The organism is Tardiphaga alba, from assembly GCF_018279705.1.
Classification (GTDB): domain Bacteria; phylum Pseudomonadota; class Alphaproteobacteria; order Rhizobiales; family Xanthobacteraceae; genus Tardiphaga; species Tardiphaga alba.
Genome location: NZ_CP036498.1, coordinates 2,621,320 through 2,634,100, shown reverse-complemented (window position 1 = coordinate 2,634,100; position 12,781 = coordinate 2,621,320). Strand labels below are relative to the sequence as shown.

General features: G+C 61.8%; 18 protein-coding genes and 1 tRNA gene. 15 read left to right on the top strand and 4 right to left on the bottom strand.

Annotated features, from left to right (window positions below; genetic code table 11):
- Nucleotides 1–52 precede the first annotated feature (52 nt).
- The 11 genes from RPMA_RS12350 (at nt 53) to RPMA_RS12300 (ending at nt 5,534) form a co-directional block, all read left to right on the top strand.
- Nucleotides 53–811, top strand: coding sequence for a Rha family transcriptional regulator (locus RPMA_RS12350; RefSeq protein WP_211913068.1), 759 nt, complete (start codon nt 53–55; stop codon nt 809–811).
- A gap of 10 nt (nt 812–821) precedes the next feature.
- Nucleotides 822–1,442, top strand: a complete 621-nt coding sequence (locus RPMA_RS12345; protein ID WP_211913067.1) for an Nmad5 family putative nucleotide modification protein — start codon at nt 822–824, stop codon at nt 1,440–1,442.
- Nucleotide 1,443: 1 nt separating this feature from the next.
- Nucleotides 1,444–1,656 carry a hypothetical protein gene (locus RPMA_RS12340; RefSeq protein ID WP_211913066.1) on the top strand — a complete coding sequence of 71 codons (213 nt, stop codon included), beginning with the start codon at nt 1,444–1,446 and terminating at the stop codon, nt 1,654–1,656.
- Nucleotides 1,656–1,958 carry a hypothetical protein gene (locus RPMA_RS12335; protein WP_211913065.1) on the top strand — a complete coding sequence of 101 codons (303 nt, stop codon included), beginning with the start codon at nt 1,656–1,658 and terminating at the stop codon, nt 1,956–1,958. The genes RPMA_RS12340 and RPMA_RS12335 overlap by 1 nt, the downstream gene beginning before the upstream one ends.
- A 2-nt stretch (nt 1,959–1,960) precedes the next feature.
- Nucleotides 1,961–2,128 carry a hypothetical protein gene (locus RPMA_RS12330; RefSeq protein ID WP_211913064.1) on the top strand — a complete coding sequence of 56 codons (168 nt, stop codon included), beginning with the start codon at nt 1,961–1,963 and terminating at the stop codon, nt 2,126–2,128.
- Entirely contained in the window at nt 2,128–2,898 is a 771-nt protein-coding gene (locus RPMA_RS12325; RefSeq protein ID WP_211913063.1) for a hypothetical protein, read from the top strand. Before RPMA_RS12330 ends, RPMA_RS12325 begins: the two co-directional genes overlap by 1 nt.
- Complete coding sequence (locus tag RPMA_RS12320; protein WP_211913062.1) at nt 2,895–3,140, top strand: hypothetical protein; 246 nt, start codon at nt 2,895–2,897, stop codon at nt 3,138–3,140. The genes RPMA_RS12325 and RPMA_RS12320 overlap by 4 nt, the downstream gene beginning before the upstream one ends.
- Nucleotides 3,140–3,301 carry a hypothetical protein gene (locus tag RPMA_RS12315; protein ID WP_211913061.1) on the top strand — a complete coding sequence of 54 codons (162 nt, stop codon included), beginning with the start codon at nt 3,140–3,142 and terminating at the stop codon, nt 3,299–3,301. Before RPMA_RS12320 ends, RPMA_RS12315 begins: the two co-directional genes overlap by 1 nt.
- Nucleotides 3,298–3,693 carry an HNH endonuclease gene (locus RPMA_RS12310; protein WP_211913060.1) on the top strand — a complete coding sequence of 132 codons (396 nt, stop codon included), beginning with the start codon at nt 3,298–3,300 and terminating at the stop codon, nt 3,691–3,693. The genes RPMA_RS12315 and RPMA_RS12310 overlap by 4 nt, the downstream gene beginning before the upstream one ends.
- Complete coding sequence (locus RPMA_RS12305; protein ID WP_211913059.1) at nt 3,690–4,151, top strand: hypothetical protein; 462 nt, start codon at nt 3,690–3,692, stop codon at nt 4,149–4,151. The genes RPMA_RS12310 and RPMA_RS12305 overlap by 4 nt, the downstream gene beginning before the upstream one ends.
- Before the next feature lie 87 nt (nt 4,152–4,238).
- On the top strand, nt 4,239–5,534 hold the full coding sequence (locus tag RPMA_RS12300; protein WP_211913058.1) for a hypothetical protein: 1,296 nt from the start codon (nt 4,239–4,241) through the stop codon (nt 5,532–5,534).
- A gap of 1 nt (nt 5,535) precedes the next feature.
- Here the strand turns inward: RPMA_RS12300 and RPMA_RS12295 are convergent.
- Nucleotides 5,536–5,612: transfer RNA gene (locus tag RPMA_RS12295), tRNA-Arg, on the bottom strand.
- Between the two features lie 118 nt (nt 5,613–5,730).
- On the opposite strand from RPMA_RS12295, the gene RPMA_RS12290 reads away from it, so the two are divergent.
- The 3 genes from RPMA_RS12290 (at nt 5,731) to RPMA_RS12280 (ending at nt 6,797) form a co-directional block, all read left to right on the top strand.
- Nucleotides 5,731–6,042, top strand: coding sequence for a PilZ domain-containing protein (locus tag RPMA_RS12290; protein ID WP_211913057.1), 312 nt, complete (start codon nt 5,731–5,733; stop codon nt 6,040–6,042).
- A 149-nt stretch (nt 6,043–6,191) separates the two neighbouring features.
- Nucleotides 6,192–6,410 (top strand): hypothetical protein, encoded by a 219-nt coding sequence (locus RPMA_RS12285; RefSeq protein ID WP_211913056.1) that lies wholly within the window; start codon nt 6,192–6,194, stop codon nt 6,408–6,410.
- Nucleotides 6,411–6,503: 93 nt separating this feature from the next.
- Entirely contained in the window at nt 6,504–6,797 is a 294-nt protein-coding gene (locus RPMA_RS12280; RefSeq protein WP_211913055.1) for a hypothetical protein, read from the top strand.
- On the opposite strand, the gene RPMA_RS12275 is transcribed toward RPMA_RS12280, so the two are convergent.
- Nucleotides 6,766–6,972, bottom strand: coding sequence for a hypothetical protein (locus RPMA_RS12275; protein WP_408056525.1), 207 nt, complete (start codon nt 6,970–6,972; stop codon nt 6,766–6,768). The genes RPMA_RS12280 and RPMA_RS12275 overlap by 32 nt on opposite strands.
- Nucleotides 6,973–7,437: 465 nt before the next feature.
- On the opposite strand from RPMA_RS12275, the gene RPMA_RS12270 reads away from it, so the two are divergent.
- Complete coding sequence (locus RPMA_RS12270; protein WP_211913053.1) at nt 7,438–7,797, top strand: GrlR family regulatory protein; 360 nt, start codon at nt 7,438–7,440, stop codon at nt 7,795–7,797.
- Between the two features lie 6 nt (nt 7,798–7,803).
- On the opposite strand, the gene RPMA_RS12265 is transcribed toward RPMA_RS12270, so the two are convergent.
- Both RPMA_RS12265 and RPMA_RS12260 read right to left on the bottom strand, forming a co-directional pair.
- On the bottom strand, nt 7,804–10,485 hold the full coding sequence (locus tag RPMA_RS12265) for a PAS domain S-box protein (RefSeq protein ID WP_211913052.1): 2,682 nt from the start codon (nt 10,483–10,485) through the stop codon (nt 7,804–7,806).
- A gap of 112 nt (nt 10,486–10,597) precedes the next feature.
- Nucleotides 10,598–12,664: a PQQ-dependent dehydrogenase, methanol/ethanol family gene (locus tag RPMA_RS12260; RefSeq protein ID WP_211913629.1), complete on the bottom strand. Its 2,067-nt coding sequence runs from the start codon at nt 12,662–12,664 to the stop codon at nt 10,598–10,600.
- Nucleotides 12,665–12,781 lie beyond the last annotated feature (117 nt).

The following is a 12,781-nucleotide window of genomic DNA, read 5'->3' as shown; positions in this document are numbered from 1 at the left end:
GTTTTTCTGATTTTCCGAAATACTCTCTCCCATCAGATCGGGAGAGCGCGCTTTGCAGACCCTCACCTCCACAACTCCGACCATGTCGAGCCGCGAAATCGCGGAGCTGGTCGAAAGCCGCCATGATGACGTGAAGCGGTCGATTGACCGACTCGTCGAGCGCGGCGTCATCGTCCAACCGCCAATGGCGGATGAACCCGGCTTCGACACGTTCGGCCGATCTCGTCCCACGAAGGTCTATCGCCTCTGCAAGCGCGATAGCTACGTCGTGGTGGCGCAGCTATCGCCGGAATTCACGGCGCGCCTGGTCGATCGCTGGCAGGAACTTGAAGATGCTGCCGCGACGCTGGCGCCTGCCCTTCCCGACTTCACAAGCCCGGCCATCGCCGCGCGCGCATGGGCCGAGCAGTTCGAGGCTCGCGCCAATGCTGAAGCACAAGTCGCCGAGCAGGCTCCCAAGGTCGAGCTATATGAGCGCCTGCTGAACGCCGACGGCTTGATCGGCCTGCAGGACGCCGGCCGCGCCCTGCTCTGTCATCCTAATCTGTTCATCCGCGACGTTGTGATCCCGGAATACTGCTTCCGCGACGGCAGCCGCATCGTCGCCAAGCAGACGTCAGTTCAGCGCGGCCTGTTCGAGAACAAGGCCTTCACAGCGCCGAACGACAAAGTCCTGCTCCGCGCATGGATGACGCCCAAGGGCCTCGCCCATTTCGGCACCGTCCGCATTCCCGATCACGTCAAGAACCCGCCGCGCGCTGCGGTATCGAAACCCGTCCCTGCGCTCACCGCAGCGGCTACGGCTCATTGAGGGAATCAGAATGTCATTGCGCCTTACCAACGATATCCGTGAGCAGATTTCCCTCGCCGTGCTGCGTCATCGCTTCTCAGCCGAGGTGAATGAGCTGATGGCGCTGCGCGCCGGTCTTGCTGACGACATCTATAACGATTTTTACCGCAAGGCTGACCGCGACAAGATCGATGCACTGCCCGACGGCTGGCTGCCCAAGAGCACAAGCGTGTCCGCCAAGTTTGGCGAACATGGGAGCGGCTATTCGCAGATCGAGTTCACAGGCCGCTTCACCGGCATGCTCAACAAGCTGCGTCCGCAGCCACACAAGACGATCAACGAGGTGGCGCGCCGTGTGCTGATCAAGCACCAGCATACGTGCTGGAAGGTCTACGAGGCCGGCCACAAGCTCTCAATCCGCCATGACAAGCTGCGCGATGCAGTGTCCGACCTCGAGAGCCGCGTGCGGGTCTGCGAGAAGCAGATCGAGCAGGCCCTCAATTCGGTGACCACTGCGGCGGCGCTGGTCAAAGCCTGGCCCGAGGTCGCACCGTTCGTCGCCGCCATCATCCCGGAGGAACGGAAAGCTGTAGCCCTGCCCGTCGCTGCGCTGAATGAAGCGCTCAAGCTGCCCGTCAAGAAGGCCGCATAACATGAAGCGCCCCTTCGCCCTCACCGATGACGACAAAGCTGCATTCGATGCGCTGCCGGCCCATTGGCGGTCGCTGCTTGCCGCGGCCGGCACCGGCACCAACTACGAACAACTCGCCCTAGACTTCAATCTCAAGCTCGGCACGGTCAAGAGCCGCATACACCGCGCTCGCAGCCAGATCATTGCAGCGCGTGAAATGGCGGAGGCTGAGTGATGGCTGCACACACACCGCTGCCATGGGTGTTGGACCATTCGGAGCCGTGCCGAGGGCGCATCTATTGCGAGGATGCAACCGGTTCGATCGTTGCGTCCTGCGTAGACTTCAAATGGGCGCCAAGGCCTGTTGCAGAGCAGGACGCCAACGCAGCGCTCATCGTTCGCGCGGTCAACAACCACTCCGGTCTGATGGCCGTCGTCACCGCGCTGGCAGAATCCTCGCAGTCCGAAGCCACGTCTCGGCTGCGAGAGATGGCGAAAGCCGCCCTAGCCGAAACAGAACGGGAGCATGTGACGTGAGAATGTCAGAGCGCGCCTACGATCGCGAGGAAGAAGATCGCGAGTACGAAGGCCCCGATCAGGAGCGCGAAGATCAGCGCGAGGCTTCGAGCCTGCTGTCGTTCGTCGTTCTGTCGTTGGTGATCGGCATCGCCTGCGGGTGGGCCGGAATTCTCAGCGGGAGGATCTGATGGCGCGCATCTCGGTGACACAGCTGGCAGCGATGCCGACGCCGGAAGCTGACAAGCTTCTTGCGGGGCTGTCACCGCTTGCGCTGCAGCTGCTGATTGCCGGGTCTCAGCACCCCGAGGGGCGGCCGAACACGCTGCATGATCAGAACATCGCGTGCGCGCCGGAGCTGAAGGAATTGGAGGACCGCGGTCTGCTGCGATGGATTGGGCGAGACCCTGTCGTCACCGTCGCCGGACGCGACGCGATCGACGCACCATCGGAGTATGAGGTCAGCCTCGCAAAATTCCGCGCCGATCACCCGTGGATCGAAAAGCGCAAGCAGGAGAACGGCGGCGTTCTTCCGCGCGACAATGGCGATCCGCACATCTCAGATATGGCCTATCGGAACTATCGGACTATGGGCGTTGCAGCTGTGCCAGTCGTGCGCATGCGGATCGAGCCAACTGTCAAGGGCGATCTGTATCTGTCGCGCGATGGATCGACCCGCAAGCGGTTCTTTGTCGCTCCGAAGCGCATGATTGATCAGCCCGAAACCCGCGGCGATCTGATCCTCACGCTGCTTCCGAAATGGCTATGTCATCACATCGCGAAGCGCTTCCCAGGCGTCAACCTGCTCGGCGTCACGCCAGACCTGGTCGGCGAAAACTGGACCGACGACGACCGCAAGAAGTGGGAGTCGCTCGCCAGCCGCGCCCGCAGCATCAACACCCGTATCAGAAACGGCGGCGTCGGCCAGCGCGCTCGTGGCCGCTATGGAGCGACAGCATGAGCAATGTCATCCCACTGACGCGCCAGCCCGCGCCGTCGCAAGCGGTCGCCACCGAGTTTGGGCACGCGATCTTCTTTGCGCGCAAAGACCCATCCGACCCGGACACTTGCGAACGATACTTGCTCGACCGATATCCCGACCGCTGGCGCGAGATCCTCGCTAACCGCGAACGCGCGATGGACATCGCCGGTCAACTCTACCTCGACAAGGTCAGCGCTGCAGTCACGGCGGAGGTCGACTGATGGATGCTTCCCTCGCAATCGGCTTTATCTGCCTGGCCGCCGTGCTCGGCCTTCTGTGCGGCATCGGCTGGATGTCGCCAAAGAAGCCCCTCCGCGACACCTTCAACGAGATGCACCACTCCGATGAGAGCATCGAGCAGCGATCGCGGAGGCATCAGTGAGCCGCGCAACGCCAGAATGGATCGGCAAGACGCCTGACGCGAAGATTCCGCCGCGGGTGCGTCGCCGGGTCTTCATGGCGCATGGCGGTATCTGCCACCTCGCCGGCCGGAAGATCAAGCCGGGCGAGCCTTGGGACTGCGACCACGTCATCGCGCTCATCAACGGCGGCGAGCACCGAGAGAGCAATTTGGCGCCGGCACTGCGCGACAAGCACCGAGAGAAGACCGCCGAAGACGTGGCCGAGAAATCCCGCGTCTATCGGAAGGCTGCGAAGAACATCGGCATCGATATGCGCAAGGGGCCGAAGATGCGCGGCGGCGGGTTTCAGCGCCGGCCGGCGCAGCGGAGCGCGAGCCGACCTATCGAGCGACGGAGCGAGGTGCGACCATGACGGAGGCGCAGCGCTATATCCTCAGCGAGCAGGAAGTTTTCGACGCCTTCAACGATCGCCGGGCTACCCGCGACGGCGCGTGGTCCGGCTACATTGCCGACGAGGTGCGCCAGCGGCACGCCAAGGCCGTCCGCGCCGGCGCCGTCGGGCAAGAGCCGCGGCGCTCGCTGATCCTGCGTCGGCTTCAAGGGCTCGCGGCCAAGGGGCTGCTGGCGCGCTCCGACGGCACCAACGGTTACTACGGCTATTACTGGACGCTCACCCCTGCTGGGCAGGCTTGTGACGGCCAGGTGAACAAGTGGCGGGGTACGCACCATGAGCCGGACCGCCGAAATTCCTGCAGGTTCCTGGCCGCGGCGCATGCCGGCGGCGTTGGCGGCGGGCTATTGCGGCGAGACCAGCGTCGAGGCCTTCCTCCGACGCGTCGGGAAGGATTACCCTCACCCTCGCGTGGCTGAGGGACGGAGACGACTATGGCTGAGGGACGATCTGGACAAGGCAATCCTGCCGACGGGCGAAGCCGCCGACATCGCAGAGGATCTGTGATGGTCGAGCTGCCGCGCTACGTCATCCCGAAGAAGCTGGCAGCCGGCAAGGTTGCCTATTACTTCAACGTGCCCACGCGCTATCGGAAGCTGAACTGCACGGTTCCGAACGAGCCGCTGGGCACCGACTTCGCTGTGATGATGAAGCGCGCCGAGATGCTGAACGGGCTCTTCGACGAGTGGGATCTCGCTCGAAAAGGAACCATCACCATCGGTGCCGAAGGCCCAAAGTTTGGCTCGGTCGATTGGCTCTTCCGTGAGTTCAAGCAGAGCAAGGCATACCTTGAGAAGGTCGCCGAGCGATCCCGCTCCGACTACGAATGGGCGATGCAGCAGCTTTGCGACCTGACCACGAAGCGCGGTGACCGCGTGGGCGGGCGTATGATCCGGACAATCACACCACTCGGCGCTGACAAGATCTATGACAAGCTGCTGATCGGGCCACGCGGCAAGAAGCGCCAGCGCACGGCCGAAAAAATCGTGAAGTTGTGCCGGAAGGCCTGGCGGGTCGTGCACCGCCTCTACCCGGACCAGTTCAATCGCGAGCCGGCCGGCATCCCGAACCCATGGCTGGGCGTGACGCTGGAAACCCGCGTCAAGCTCACCAAGGCCGCCGTTACACGTGAGCAGGTCTACGTTTTCGCCCACGGCGCCATCGAGCGCGGCTACCCGGACGCCGCGGCAACCGCGGTGATCTGCTTCGAATGGCTCCAGCGACCCGAGAACGTCGTGGCGGGCCTGATCAAGTGGTCTGACTACCGGGCGCCCTCGGCGCCGTCGATCATCCGGGTTGCGCACCACAAGACCGGGACGGTCGCCCCTCATCCGCTCGAAGAGATCACTGAGGACGGCGCGGTGCGTTTCTATGCCGATGCCGAAGAGGTGCTGGCCAAGCTGCCTCGCCTGGGCCTGCCCATGATCCTACGGGATCTCGGTAAGGGCGCGGCTAAGCCGTGGCGGTACAGCTCCCTGAATCATGTGGTGGCGCGGCTCCGCAAGCAGATGAAGCTGCCGGCGCACTTCACGCTCGACGCGTGCCGGCACGGCGGGATGACTGAGCTTGAAGAGGCGGAGCTCACCGACGGCCAGGGCCGCGCGTTGTCCACACATAAGACGCAGAAGTCCTACGAGGGCTACGCGAAGCGCACCTCTAAGCGGATGCTCTCGGCGACCCGGAAGCGCTACGCGCACCGGCTTGCGAACGAAACGGCGACAGGCGTTCAGAACGCCTCATCGGACGGGATTCAGAATGAAAAGCAACGGGAGGAAACAAGTGCTTATAAAACAGCAAGTTAGATGGTGCACTCGGAGCGATTCGAACGCCCGACCCTCGGAATCGAAATCCGATGCTCTATCCAGCTGAGCTACGAGTGCGACGGCGGCACCATAGCCGGCGGCGCCGTAAATGCCACCCCTTCGACTCCATCCTGCGCATCTATTTACCGACCATTTCCAACCTGGGGTTTAGGATGCCCCCATTTAGGAAGTGCAGATGATCCCTGAAAAGCGAAATGCTGGGCGTGTGGCGTTCGAACGCGGTTTTCCGGTGTGGCTGATGGCCATCGACGGAACGTGGCGCCGTAACTGTCGCATTATGGACGTCTCCGAAACCGGCGCCCGCCTGGTGGTCGAAAGCTCCATCGAGGGGATCAACCTCAAGGAATTCTTCCTGCTGCTGTCATCGACCGGCCTCGCCTTTCGTCGCTGCGAGCTGGCTTGGGTCAATGGCGAAGAGATCGGCGCCACGTTCTTGCGTCAAGGAACCAAAAAGAAAAGCGCGAAAAACGCCGACGCCGAGGTCTGATTCGCGCTGTCCTGCCTGGCGGATCGCCATCATGTCCGCGCCACATGGTCACTCGGGGCAACTTGATACTGCCTGGAACCGCCTCGCCGCCCGTTCGTTTCCTCCACGTATCCGGTGTTTAGATCCACCACGGATCCGGGAGGCCTATCTTGAAGGATTTTTCCAACGCGGCGTTTCCGCCAGAGATGATTTCTTTGATGAAAACCGCACTGGACGGTGCAGTCTCGACGCTCCCGCATCCTGTTAGTTCAGCTCACGTACAGTCGATCGCCGAGACAATCCTGCGCACGACGCGCGAGGGCGAACGCGACCCGACCATGCTGAAAACCATGGCATTGCTGGAACTACAATTGGCCGAGCGCGAATAGTTCGTTTGTTGAGTAAGCCGGGTTCGAGTGCCCCTCTGTCATCGATGAAACCCAAAGACTGGCTCGGCGTTATTGGCGAAACGGAGACCGTCGATGCCTTACGCACTGTTCTCGAATGCCGTCAAAGTCAGCAAATCATTTTCGAACAAGGCGGATGTCTGGCGTCATGCGGCAGACAGCGGTCTGGTGATGGAAATAGGCTCCGGTGAAGAGGATCCGCCGCGCCAGATTCTGGACATGGGTTATACGATCCAGGAATGCGGCGCCGATCCCGCTGAGCCGGCCCAGTTGCGCGGTCACGACCATCACGAAATGAGCGAGTACGATATCGTCGAAATGATTGCGGCTTGCCAGGTCAATCGGCCGTCCGCAGGCGCCTCATCGTGAATTCGATCGCGCCATCGGGAAGTTCACGCCAGCGCTCGACTTCGCTCATATAGGCCTGTTTCGGAAACCGGTCGAAGAACGCTTGCGCTGTCTTTCGCGCATCGCCGCGGGCCTGGGTGAAACTCTCACGAACATAGCCGTCGTCACGCAGCCGTCGCTGGCGGCGTTCAGCCATCCCTTCCGCCAGTTCGCGTGGTGACCGAGGCACGTTGCTACTCCCACAAAGGCAACGAGCTACAGATTGGCACGACGCGACCTTGAATCAAGCGCAAAAAAGAAGGGCGCCGCACAAGCGACGCCCCTCCCCTAAACTCGCTGATCCAGGCGCCGAGGCGCCCATACGCAGCTCACCATGCAAAACCTTGCAGAGCAAACTTAGCGGGCGGCCTCAGCGAGGTGACAGCGCTTGGAATGAGACACTGGACCACCTCCTTTCATTGTTGACGATGACATGAATATAGGGCGTCGCTCGCATATGGGAAGCCCCGTTTTCAGGCCACCGTGTGCCATTGGCAGATCTACTCGCGTTGATGGGTCAACAGAAACCTGCACGGCCATCCGATCACATTGACGCTACCATGCGTTTCTTGCCATAATTTCGATCGTGCAGCCGAGCGACGGGCAGCGCTATCGGGACACCATGAAAAACGGTCTTTACTCGATCCATGTCGAACTACTGGACGGCCGTGCAGGCAAAGGCAGCGGTGTCGTAACGTTTCGCGACGGCGAAATGCTTGGCGGCGATGCCTATCTGTTTTACGTGGGTACCTATGTGATCAATCACGAGAACAGCACCTTCAAGGGTGAGGTTTCAGTGATGCAGCATACACCCAGCCCGGACATGAGTCCCCTGTTCGGAGGCCAGAGCCAGCCTGTCGGCATCGGCCTGACCGGCACTTTCACGGACACCGCGGCCACGATGAATGGTACTGCGCTGGTCGGCAAGAACAGCCAGATTTTCCGGGCGACCCTGCGCAAGCTCGCCGAATCCCAGCAATAGCAGGTTTTACTCTGCAGCCATTTCGAGCGGCGCATTGCGTGGCAGGATGATCTGGATGCGTGTGCCCTCCCCGGGCTCCGAATGCAGATGCAGACGTCCGCCAAGCCGGCTTGTCACGATACTGTAGACAATGTGCAGGCCCAGTCCGGTCCCGCCCTGGTCACGCCGCGTGGTGAAGAACGGATCGAATGCGCGCCGTCGCACTTCCGGTGTCATGCCGACACCGTTGTCGGAGAACAGGATCTCGACATGATCCTCCCCGGAATCCTGCACCTTGATTTCCACCGCGCCGCCATTGCCGTCCGGAAAGGCGTGGGCCACGGAGTTGAGCAGCAAATTCGTTAGCACCTGACCATAGGGGCCGGGATAACTGTTCATCGTCAGGTTCGGTCTGCAATCGACGGTCAGCGTCAGTTTCTGTTTGCGCAAACCGGGCTTCAGGCTCATTACCACCTGCTCGGTCAGGTCGGCCAGATCGAAGACGCGCTGATCTGAATAGTTACGGTCGGCGGCAACCTGCTTGAAGGACTGGATGAGTTCGGCTGCCCGGTTGAGATTGGAGACCAGCTGCGACGCTGCATCACGGTTCGCCTCGACAAATTCATTCAGAGAGGAACGCCTGAGATCCCCGCGCGCCACCTCTTCGCTGAATCGCGCCACCCGACGCTCGAGCGACGACGCCACGGTCAGGCCGATGCCGACGGGATTGTTGACCTCGTGGGCCACACCGGCGACCAGACGGCCAAGCGCCGCAAGTTTCTCTGCCTCGATCAGGGAGTTCTGCGTGTCCCGAAGATTGCGCAACGCAGATTCAGCCGCATCGCGCGCCTTCCGCATCTCGTGCTCGCTACGTTTGCGCTCACCGATATCCAGCGCCACCGTGACGATATTCTCGATCTCGCCATTGGCCTGTAGCAGCGGCAGCTTGTTGACGAGCCACTGCCGCATCACGCCGGACGCGTCACGATACTCTTCCTCATAGAAACCGAGCCCGTCACGCGTGGCGAGGACCCGTTTGTCATTCGCGTCGGTCTTTTCCGCACCGTAGCGCGCCATCAATTCGCGGGTGGTCTGGCCGATCGCCTCGCCCGGTTCTATCCCGAAAATGCCGGCCATGTATCGGTTCATCAACACGTAGCGGAGATCAGTATCTTTCACGTTGATCACGGCCGGGACGGTGTCGATGACCTGCTGCAGCAACCGCCGCCCTTCGCGAACCGCTTCCTCGGCGCGTTTCTGATTGGTGATGTCGCGAACCGTGCCCTCATAACGGACCACAGCGCCGAGATCGTCGCGAACGACCGTGGCGCTGTCCGACAGCCACAGAATCGTCTGTTCACGTTGATAGACTTGATACTCGAACTCGCGCACCATGCCGTCGCGTTCCATGCGGCGCTGATACTCCACCCGCGCCGTGGGATCGACATAGATATTCTTTGAAATATCCAGTGTGGCGCGGATCAGATCGTCCGGCGTGTCGAACCCCATCATGCGCGCCAGCGCCGGATTGGCGTTGAGCAGCGCGCCGGAAGGCGTCGTGACATAGATGCCGTCGATCGATCCTTCGAACAGCTTGCGATAGCTCTCTTCTGCCAGACGCTGTTCGGCGAGCGCGTGGACGGCGGCTTCGCGCGCGGCGTCCGCCTCGACCAGCGTCTTGCGAAACACTTCCGCTGCACGCGCAATGTCGCCGATCTCATTGTTCAGCGCAGTGGCGGGAATGGCGGTGTGTTGAACACCGCCAGCCAATGCCCGGATGGCGCGCGCGATCGATTTCAATGGCCGCACGATGCGACGCACCACGAACAGCGCGGCCAACAGGCCGACAACGACGCCCGAGACGCCCAACGCGATGCTCTGCCAGCGCGCTTCGGTCAAGGTTTGAGCAAATTCGCGCGACAGCACGTGACCGCGCCGATCGCTGAGGTCGCGCAGGAATTCAGTGACCAGGCCAATCTGGCGTCCGTCGGTGCCGAGAACATCGCGGTCGAGATTTCCAATTTCGCGTTCCGTCGTCGAGACCGCGACGATCGCGTCGGCATAGGCATCGGCCGCAGCGCGCATCGCCGGCGTGTTGATCGGAAGCGCGCGCATGTTCAAGGCGGCCTGTTCGGCGCGAACGGGATCGCGGGCGAGCAGCGCCGCGGCGATTTCGTTCTGCGCGCGGAACATGTTCTTCGCCGCCACCTGATTGGTAATGTCCGGGATCGAGTTCTCGAACGCCTCGCGCAAGGCTGGCAAGGTCCCGAGCAACTCGGTGCGACGGGCAATCAAGACCGTGATGCGCTCGATCCCCTGCCGGTAACGGGTTAGTCGCGCATCGACGCCATCGATCATGGCGCGTTGTTCTGGCGCCAGTTCAAGTCGGGTCTTGTTCAGGAGATCGCCAAGCGCCGCTGCCGCCTCAGACACCTTTTCCGGCTGCGCGCTCGGGTCCGTGACGTAGTCGCGCGCGGCCAGGCGAAGACTGCTGAGACCGCGATCGATGTCCTCGGCGATATCGCCCACCGTCTGCAAACGCTGCAGCTCGGCAAATGTCACATCGATATGACGTATGGCGACGACACTGGCGATGCTGGTGATGAGGATCACGGTCAGCACCAGCAGGAATCCGCCAAAGGTCAACTGGCCGATCGACAGTGACGACGACCGGACCCTGTCAAAGAACGCCGCAAAGGCAGAAGGCATGGTTTATGGACCGTACTCCAGACCACGCCAATATATCCCGACTTGGAGCTGTCAGGGAACATGCCGGACGGCGCAATGAGCACGAACCGCCCGGCATGGTTTCTGTTGTGGTTTACTTGGGCCGGATCGCGTCGGCGGTCCCCTGAATGAACGCCTGGATCTTCGTCAGGTCCGCCTCGGTCAGCTTGCCGGTAAAATCAGGCATGCCCTTATCCTTGAACGGTCCACCGAAGACGATGTCCTTCAGGTTGGTGATGGTCTCCGGCGCCGAATAGCCGAGATTAGGCACGTTGCCGCCCTTGTCCACGCCCGGCACGCCGTGGCACGACGCACAGGCGCTGACATAGATTGCCGTCCCGTCCGGCACGTCCTTCGGGTCGTATTTCACGCCCTTCAGCAGATTGCCGATCTGGTACTTGGTGAAGGCCGGCAGCGGCGCCTTGCCGCCCACAGCGAAGGTGTAGACCGTGCCCGGCCCTTCCCGATCCGTCGCGCGCTGGGTGATGCCGAACACGCCGCCCCAGCCGACCGCGATGGAGACATACTGTTTGCCATCCACCTCATAGGTCGATGGTGCCGCGACGGCTCCCGTGCCGACCGGCGTCTCCCACAGCTTCTCGCCGGTCTTGGCGTTGTAGGCGACGAAGCGTCCATCTGCCGTGCCCTGGAAGACAAGATTGCCGGCCGTGGTCAGCGTGCCGCCATTCCATGGCGCAACGTATTCAGCGCGCCAGGCTTCCTTCTGCTTCACCGGATCCCAGGCGATGAGACGACCGAATGGCAGGTTCTTCGGTGGCTCGGTATTCAGCGTGAAGCCGATATTCCAACCCGTTGTGGCTGCATATTTGAACGGCCCGGGATCGTTCTGCACGAACTTCTTCTCGCCCGTGAGGTTCAGCGGCACGCCCTGCGCCGGCAGATAGACGAGACCCGTTTGCGGATTGAACGACATCGGATGCCAGTTATGCGCACCGAATGGTCCGGGGATGCTGTCGAAGGATTTGTCGGGCGTACGCGCTTCCGGCACCTCGATCGGCCGGCCACTGGCGTCGTAGCCGGTCGCCCAGTTCACATCGACGAAATTCTTCGCCGAGATGTATTTGCCGTTGGTGCGATCGATGACGAAGAAGAAGCCGTTTTTCGGCGCGTGCAGCACCACCTTGCGCGGCTGGTTATCGATCGTGATGTCCGCCAGGATCATCGGCTGGGTCGATGTGTAGTCCCAATTGTCGCCGGGCGTTTCCTGATAGTGCCAGATATATTTTCCGGTCTCCGCATTCAGCGCGACGATGGAGCCGAGATAGAGATTATCGCCGCCGGCCGGGCTGCGGATGTTGCGATTCCACGGCGAGCCGTTTCCGGTGCCGATATAGACCATATTGAGATCGGGATCGAAGGTGATCGTATCCCAGGCGGTGCCGCCGCCGCCGCTGACCCAGTATTTGCCGGCGGGATCCCACGTCTTGGCGGCCGCCTCCATCGACCCGTCCTCGAACGGTTTTGACGGGTCGCCAGGCACCGTGAACCAGCGCCACTTCTGGTCGCCGGTCTCCGCATCATAGGCGGTGACGTATCCGCGCACGCCATATTCGGCGCCGCCATTGCCGATCACCACCTTGCCGTTGAACACGCGCGGCGCGCCGGTGATGGTGTAGGACATCTTGCGATCGGTGATCGTGTCCTTTTCCCAGACCTTCTGTCCGGACGCGGCATCGATGGCGATCAGGCGGCCGTCATAGGCGCCCACAAACACCTTGCCCTTGTATAGCGCGACACCCCGATTCACGACGTCGCAGCAGCCACGATAGCCCTTCTCGCGATCGACGCCGGGATCGAAGGTCCACAACCGCTTGCCGGTGCGGGTATCAACGGCATGGACGATGCTCCATGGCGCCGAGACATACATGATGCCATCCACCACCAGAGGCGTCGCCTCGACGCCACGGATGGATTCCAGGCTATAGGTCCACATCAAGCCGATATCCTTGACGTTGGACGCATTGATCTGGTCGAGCTTGCTGAAGCGCGTCTCGGCGTAATCCAGGCCGTAGGTCGGCCAATCCTTCGACGTCGCCGTATTGGCCTTGATCGAAGCACTATCAACGGCGCCCACAGCCGACTTGATATGCTCAGGCGAGCCTTTGGTCTGCGCGACCGCAGCGCCGCCGCCCAGCGTCATGCCAAGCGCGATGGCGAGCGAAGCACTGCGCCAGAAGGTTCGTGTTATCGAGATTGTCGTTGTTGAAATGAGCGTGTCGCTGTTGTTCGGACGCGTCGAAGCATCCCGGCGAGCAGG

What these genes read in the sequence shown, in the direction of transcription:
- RPMA_RS12345 (WP_211913067.1), top strand. Translation starts at nt 822, where the DNA reads ATGTCATTGCGCCTTACCAACGATATCCGTGAGCAGATTTCCCTCGCC.
- RPMA_RS12280 (WP_211913055.1), top strand. Translation starts at nt 6,504, where the DNA reads ATGCCTTACGCACTGTTCTCGAATGCCGTCAAAGTCAGCAAATCATTT.
- RPMA_RS12335 (WP_211913065.1), top strand. Translation starts at nt 1,656, where the DNA reads ATGGCTGCACACACACCGCTGCCATGGGTGTTGGACCATTCGGAGCCG.
- RPMA_RS12305 (WP_211913059.1), top strand. Translation starts at nt 3,690, where the DNA reads ATGACGGAGGCGCAGCGCTATATCCTCAGCGAGCAGGAAGTTTTCGAC.
- RPMA_RS12340 (WP_211913066.1), top strand. Translation starts at nt 1,444, where the DNA reads ATGAAGCGCCCCTTCGCCCTCACCGATGACGACAAAGCTGCATTCGAT.
- RPMA_RS12265 (WP_211913052.1), bottom strand. Translation starts at nt 10,485, where the DNA reads ATGCCTTCTGCCTTTGCGGCGTTCTTTGACAGGGTCCGGTCGTCGTCA.
- RPMA_RS12330 (WP_211913064.1), top strand. Translation starts at nt 1,961, where the DNA reads ATGTCAGAGCGCGCCTACGATCGCGAGGAAGAAGATCGCGAGTACGAA.
- RPMA_RS12300 (WP_211913058.1), top strand. Translation starts at nt 4,239, where the DNA reads ATGGTCGAGCTGCCGCGCTACGTCATCCCGAAGAAGCTGGCAGCCGGC.
- RPMA_RS12320 (WP_211913062.1), top strand. Translation starts at nt 2,895, where the DNA reads ATGAGCAATGTCATCCCACTGACGCGCCAGCCCGCGCCGTCGCAAGCG.
- RPMA_RS12325 (WP_211913063.1), top strand. Translation starts at nt 2,128, where the DNA reads ATGGCGCGCATCTCGGTGACACAGCTGGCAGCGATGCCGACGCCGGAA.
- RPMA_RS12275 (WP_408056525.1), bottom strand. Translation starts at nt 6,972, where the DNA reads ATGGCTGAACGCCGCCAGCGACGGCTGCGTGACGACGGCTATGTTCGT.
- RPMA_RS12260 (WP_211913629.1), bottom strand. Translation starts at nt 12,664, where the DNA reads ATGACGCTGGGCGGCGGCGCTGCGGTCGCGCAGACCAAAGGCTCGCCT.
- RPMA_RS12315 (WP_211913061.1), top strand. Translation starts at nt 3,140, where the DNA reads ATGGATGCTTCCCTCGCAATCGGCTTTATCTGCCTGGCCGCCGTGCTC.
- RPMA_RS12290 (WP_211913057.1), top strand. Translation starts at nt 5,731, where the DNA reads ATGATCCCTGAAAAGCGAAATGCTGGGCGTGTGGCGTTCGAACGCGGT.
- RPMA_RS12270 (WP_211913053.1), top strand. Translation starts at nt 7,438, where the DNA reads ATGAAAAACGGTCTTTACTCGATCCATGTCGAACTACTGGACGGCCGT.